At 32.2% G+C, this 6,691-nt stretch carries 7 protein-coding genes; 1 reads left to right on the top strand and 6 read right to left on the bottom strand.

The features are described from left to right. The first annotated feature begins 558 nt into the window (after positions 1–558). Positions 559–783, top strand: coding sequence for a cysteine-rich CWC family protein (locus JOC76_RS28285; RefSeq protein ID WP_205182117.1), 225 nt, complete (start codon positions 559–561; stop codon positions 781–783). A gap of 103 nt (positions 784–886) precedes the next feature. On the opposite strand, the gene ytaF is transcribed toward JOC76_RS28285, so the two are convergent. From ytaF to JOC76_RS28255, 6 genes are all read right to left on the bottom strand, one after another. Then, entirely contained in the window at positions 887–1,492 is a 606-nt protein-coding gene (ytaF, locus tag JOC76_RS28280) for a sporulation membrane protein YtaF (protein WP_205182116.1), read from the bottom strand. A 264-nt stretch (positions 1,493–1,756) separates the two neighbouring features. Further along, on the bottom strand, positions 1,757–2,911 hold the full coding sequence (locus JOC76_RS28275; protein ID WP_205182115.1) for an MGDG synthase family glycosyltransferase: 1,155 nt from the start codon (positions 2,909–2,911) through the stop codon (positions 1,757–1,759). 698 nt (positions 2,912–3,609) lie between these two features. Continuing rightward, complete coding sequence (locus tag JOC76_RS28270; RefSeq protein ID WP_205182114.1) at positions 3,610–4,233, bottom strand: TVP38/TMEM64 family protein; 624 nt, start codon at positions 4,231–4,233, stop codon at positions 3,610–3,612. A 124-nt stretch (positions 4,234–4,357) separates the two neighbouring features. Then, entirely contained in the window at positions 4,358–4,615 is a 258-nt protein-coding gene (locus JOC76_RS28265; RefSeq protein ID WP_205182113.1) for a toxin-antitoxin system YwqK family antitoxin, read from the bottom strand. A gap of 200 nt (positions 4,616–4,815) precedes the next feature. Then, positions 4,816–5,190, bottom strand: coding sequence for a hypothetical protein (locus tag JOC76_RS28260; RefSeq protein ID WP_205182112.1), 375 nt, complete (start codon positions 5,188–5,190; stop codon positions 4,816–4,818). A 16-nt stretch (positions 5,191–5,206) separates the two neighbouring features. Next, a complete protein-coding gene (locus tag JOC76_RS28255) occupies positions 5,207–6,691 on the bottom strand; it encodes an FTR1 family iron permease (protein WP_205182111.1) in 1,485 nt (494 codons plus the stop codon).

Raw genomic sequence — 6,691 nt, 5'->3', positions numbered from 1 at the left:
CTCCCTTTTTTCAGAAATATGGTCGGACAGTAATTCCGTCAAACTACGGACACCTAATACCGTCAATTTATGGACTATATAATATATCAATAACACTTTAGGAGAGTTTCTAGTAGGACTAGGACTGATTCTCGGATGCTTAACAACAGTAGCTTGTGTTTTTGCATTGGTAATGAATTTTTCCTATCTTATGGCAGGCACTGTTTCACACAATCCTTCAGATATACTAATAGGAGGAATTATCCTATTTGCAGGTTTCAATGCAGGTGAATTCGATTTAGATCGTTGGGTAATCCCTTTTATTAGAAAAATCATTAAACAATATTTACCAATAAAACAGAACGTTTAACCTTTAAATATAATGAGTTAAATAAACCTATACATGATAAATTTATAAAAATCTTTGACGTAGAAATAGAGAGTTTGGTCTCACCAACTCTCTATTTTTGTTTTTATGGCTCTTTTTAAGTGGATATTGCTTTTTTAAACAAGGTAAATCTAAGGTATAATAAAAAATAAGTTATAGACTTATATATAATGTTTCGAGGAGAGATATGATTGGTTAATAAATATTGTCCTATCTGTGGAGAAGGAAACAAGTGTATGACAGGTGCTGGAGAACACGGTAACTGTTGGTGTGACAAAGAAATATTCCCAGCTGAAATCTTTAATTTAGTTCCAACAGAAAGTAGAAGAAAACATTGTATTTGTAAAAATTGTTTAGACAAATATAAGGAAAAATTGTCATTAAGTACAAGTTTTAGTGAACAATCAGGAAAGTGAACAGTAAGACGTTTGAAGACTTAGTTATGACTAGCTAGGTCCTTATTTTTGACTAAAAACAACATTTATATAAAAAGAACATTTATGATACTTCTCTTTCGTTTCATACAATCATTTCGTAAACACCGATTATGATTAACAGTAAACCAGCTACAATATTTGAGTATTTGCCAATGTTTTTCCCACAAATCTTATTCCCAAGTTTTAATCCGCACCAAATGGATATGAAAGAGAACACACCGATGGAGAATGTTGTTAAAACTGGAGAAATCCCAGTTATGCCAGCGCCTAATCCCATTACTAAACAATTTATGGCTAAGGCAAATCCGAGAAAAATAGATTCTTTTAAAGAAATAATCTTATCATCATTAACATCAGCTAAATCAGGATGAGTTATAACTTGCGAATAGTTAGAATCCACTTTAACGTCACTCGTTGAGTTTTCTTCAAGGATTGACGTTACTATACATTTAATTCCAATACAAATTAAAATTAACCCCCCTGTAAAATTGGCAATCCTCATAGAAATAAAAACAGATATAAATTTTCCAGCAATGATTGAAAAATAAGCACATAGCATGGAAACAAAAGCAATAATCAAATTAGAGAAAATCGGAATTTTTGTTGACCTTAAACCATATGAAACACTAATACCTAAATTATCAAGATTGGAGGCAATACCAATTAGCAAAACAGATAACAAATGCATATATTTCCCCCTATGGGTTTCGTAACCATTCTTAGTTTATTCTGGGAATATTATGTGTATTATATATGCATTCGGTTTGAATTTTGTTAATAAGAAATTTCTTACCTTATTATTAAATATGGAATGATGCTGTAATCGATTTAAGATTTATCCGAGGATATAAAAATAGTATTAATCGTACAGAATAAAAAAAGTACCCAGCCAATTAGAATGGGTACTTTTTTAAATAATTATTGTGACATAAATTTACAATCTAAAGAAAAGTTATTTATTTAAAGCATAAGCAATAGAAAATCTTTTTTTCTTAACAGGTACGTATTCCTCTTTTTCAGCATTGAGGACTAATTTTAAAATATCATCTGCTGCATGCTTATTAATAAAGTTTTTTTGGGATTCCATGATGGATGCTAAACGTTCACTGTTATTGGCTAACAATTCTTCAATAATACTAGATAGGTCTGTTCTATTTTGACAAAACACGCCTAAATTATACTTCTCAGCAAACCATGGATTATCTTTTTCCTGTCCTGGCAGTGCTCCAGTAATAATAATGGGTAGATTGGTTGCTACTGCTTCAAACATAACATTTGGGCTCCCTCTTAAGATACCCACATCTGCTGCTTGCATTAAATCTTGAATATTTGTAACAAACCCATAAATTTGGGCCCGTTCACCAAATCGTCCTTTTAGAGAAGACTCAAGTTCGATTTTTAACTCTTCATTTCTGCCTGCGATAATGCTAACAGTGCAATCAAAGTGTTCAAGAAGTTCTTCGGCAATGACACTCATATTGCCTACCCCTTCACCACCACTCATCATCAAAAAGTTAATAGTCGATTTTTTATTTATCTTATTATTTGTATTCTCAAGAAATCTTTCCCGAACAGGAAATCCGACAACCTTAATTTTTTCTTCTGATACACCGAATTCAATACATTTTTCCTTAGCTTCGTCAGTGGGACTAAGGATAAAGTCTGCTCTTGGGTCAGCCCATAGGGGATATATATTTACAAGATCCGCAATTAGGGTACCGAAAGGAATCTGTATATCTTCCTTGCGCAATATATTAATGACCGAACCATTGAAATTCGGATGGATGGATAAAATAAAATCAGGTTTCTCTTTTTTCAGTAATTCAAGAAAATTATTTCTGATCATTACTTCTATGAATTTGTCTACCAAAATGGAATTCATTGCAGAAAAATGCCAGATGGCATTCCATAGTTGCCCGGAAAATCTGGTAATCGGACCGTAAGATTTACCAATCTTTAATAAAGATGTTCCGCCTAAAGCAAATCCATCCACAACACAAATATCGATATTAGAATCCAAACCTATTTTTTCTTTCAAAGCTTCAGCAATACTTTTATGTCCATGACCAGTATGATCAGAAGAAATCATTAGGATTTTTTTAGTCATAATATCATCCTTTCTATATTTCAAAATTAAGCAATTAAAACAAAATTATGATTATATTTAGATAGTAATCAGCGTTGGTTACTATTCAGCAAAAGTCACTATGATAATGAGACAAGTTTTCTAAAGTCTCTATTTTTTCAACAAAATTTATTAAATAGATGTTTTTAAACCTTTCCAACGGAAAGCTACTCACACCTTACGCATACAATGGTAACACGGATTTTTTATATAAGCCTTCTTTTTCATGAATTTTTAATGAAGTATTAAATGTATTTTTAGGTACTTGATACCAAATAATTTCAATTTCGTTAAAACAAATTGCAAATTATAATGTAGTATTAAGTTGATATTTAGTTTTTTCACTTATTACCCTGGAGTCAATACGTGGCTAATTACAATAAAATAGTCACTAAAATTAAAAAGAGGAACATATTTTACAGTCCCTCTTGCTATTAATCGGTTAATTTTAATGACCTTTGAATAAATAAATTCTCCAGTAATTCTTTTTAAGGTATTTTTAATAAAATCATAAGGTATTTTTGTTATTCTTAATATGATTAAATACATAAATTGAAATAAAGACGAGAGGTTGTTTAGTATATGAAACATCTGAAACATCTGATAATTGGACTAATTGTATTAGACATTTTAATCTTAATAGCCGTAATTTGTGGTGAAATATTCTTTAGAATTTAACCCTACTTTATTCTAGGTACCTTCCGATACACCAAAACAATATTAACAACTAAAATAATAACTAAATAAAAAGAGTACATTAAAATAGAAAACCACATATTATGTTGAAAGCTTGCTCCTGCAAAAGATAAAAATAATATGTTAGGTATTTTTCCAATAACAGAAGCCATAACAAAGACTTTCCAATTAACTGTACTTAGGCTGCATCCAATATTCACGACTGGTGCAGGTATAATTGGTATTAATCGAGCAATAAAAATCGCCATAAATGCATTTTCTTTAAGCTGATTCTCATACTTTTGTGCTTTTGGATATTTTTTTAACTTTTGTTGAGCCCATTTTCGATACCCATACCTCATAAGAAAAAAGAACAAGACCGTTCCAATCATGGAGCCTGAAAGGGTAATCATACTCCCTTTCAGCGGTCCAAAAACCGCTCCAATCGTACCAGCCGTTACAGGGAATGGGATGATTGGAAAAAAGACGCATAAAGAAAGCAACAGTAGACTAAACACTACTGCTGGAGAACCGCCTTGGAGAATCATCAGAAAAAGAGTGTTTTTTTCTCTAATTCCAAAACTGATAATAGTAACTAGTAAAAGAACTATAATGACTTTTTTGACCATCTGGACCCCCGAAAGGAATTCTTCCTTCCAACTTTTATAATAATGATTTTCACAGTTCCATAGTATCTACACTCGACATTTTATCCATATTCATCATATTTGTATAAGGAGTAGGCTTTGATTTTTATTCTTCATAGGGTGTTGGGTTTTCACCATTCTTGTCATACATAGTTCCTTTTAACTCAAGACCATTTCTAAACATACCTTTAAAAATCACTTTTCCTGTCTCAGGGTCATACAGCTTCCCCGACCCTTCTCTAACTCCTTTGCTATTAACGGTACCTTCATAAACTAATTTGCCATTTTTATATTGCTTTACTTCCTTCTGGCATCCAGCTAACATCATCACACAAATAATCATGATGGTTAAAAAAGATCTCACATAATCACCTTCTTGTTAATACTTTATCTAATAGAACCTTGTTTCATTTTTTTATTATACATCAATTTTTTCTTTACTGTATTAATTGAATTATGTAATTAAATATTATTTTTAATTAAACTGTTAATAACATTAACAAGAATGAAAACAATCAAAAAGCAGAGGATAGGTTTCCTCTGCTTTTTGATTGTTTTCATTGGTTATTTCGTTTTCTCTTCTAATTCCTTCAAAGCACCCGTAAGTTGGTCATTTAAGGAACCTAATGCTTCTTTATCCAGAGTTGCTGCTTCTGAACCAGCAATTGTAGGATCTAAATATTTTTCTATTTTCTCATATAATTCTTTATTATCCTTCTTTACATCATCTTCAAATGAAGACCATTGATCTTCTAATTGCGGTCCAACTTTTTTTACTTTTGCTTGATCTCCACTATCAATAGCTTTTGAAAGTTGTTCTGTTGTATCCAACATTTGAGTGACCCCTTCTGATACTTTACTGTTATCAGAACTACAACCTGCCAAAATTAAGGAAACTCCCAAACCAATTGATAGTACCAATGATGTTAACTTATTCATAATTTTCCCCCATTATTTATATATTATTGTTTGTTGAAGTAATAAGTTTTTTGCTTTTTATGTTTTTGAACAAAATTATTAAAAGCGCTCCAAGAACAAGAATCATCTGTGGTATCGTGCTTTCCCATGAAGGATAAAGTGCAAAAAAGTCTATACTAGGGATGCTTACAGAATTTGTCGTTGGAATTAACCCAGCTAATTGAAGACTATGAATGCCCATACCCGTAAATTTAATACATAAATAGAATACAATTATGCTAGAAACCATAAAAAATGGACGAAGCGGTAATTTTAGTCCCACATATACCATCAGATAAGCAAGGATTCCTAAAATGGCAGCTCCAATGAGAAAACCTATTAAAAGCGATTGAAATTTTATTTGACTTGCCATACCAATGTAAAATAATACTGTTTCAGTTCCTTCACGAAATACTGCAAGAAAAGCCAGTACACCCAAGGAAATAAGTTTACCAGTCGTTAAAGCGGTTTGGCTTTTTTCTCGAATATATCGATTCCAATCAGCAATATTGGATTGACTATGAAGCCAGTAGCTCATATAGAGTAACATAACTGCCGCAAATACTCCTGTCCAACCGCCGATAAGAGCATTGTTATTACCAAAAGCACCTGATGAAATAATGAATTTTACAATAATTGCTAGAATTACACTAACACCAAGCCCTGATAGTACTCCAGACCATATCCAAGCTTTCCCCTTGCCCTCTCCTGATTTTTTCACAAAGGACATAAGAGCGATTACCACGAGTAATGCTTCTAAACCTTCACGAATTAAAATCATCGCTGCATCCCAATAAGTATATTGAGACTTATTCGCCAATGGGGTTAGGTAATTAATCATGTTATCAATGGTTTTATTGGCTTCCCTATAATTTGGTGGATTATCAGAAAGCATAGCTTGAATCGTAACCAAATCTCTTTCTGAATCACTATACACAGTGGCGGATTGTGCAACTACTACTCCTTCCACACTTAACCAACTATCACTTGCTTTTTTGATTCCTTCAAGTGCGTCATGTTGATTTTGTTCCTTTACTTCTTTTTTTGTTTCTTGAAGAAGCATGATAAATTCATCCAAAGTTATATCTTCTTCCTTAAAACCTGCTTCTTTTGGGTATCCGCCACTTGCAAATTTATCGTTAACGGCTTTTAAATCTTTTAAAGCCACCAAAACTTGATCTTGGTTTTTAATGGTCAATGCATAAACGACCTTACCCATATTGGATTCAATGTCTCGATATGCAGTAGCCGAATCAGCTTTTATTCCTTCTTCAATTTGTCTCCATGTTTTGTTAAATTGATCATAAGCCTTTTCAGCACCCGAAAGGTCACCTTTTGAAGCTAAATCAATGGCTTGATTAACATACACCTCAGCCCTTGTCATATCTTCGTTAGAATTACCAGCTGCTAAGACAGGGTTATGTACGTTAATCCCCATAATTAATAGAAGAATAAATATGATAGGTATTATTTTCTTACCCAT

Origin of the sequence: Neobacillus cucumis (genome assembly GCF_016908975.1) — a bacterium.
GTDB lineage: Bacteria > Bacillota > Bacilli > Bacillales > Cytobacillaceae > Neobacillus > Neobacillus cucumis.
The sequence above is the reverse complement of the archived record's forward strand: the minus strand, read 5'-3'. Positions and strand labels throughout refer to the sequence as shown.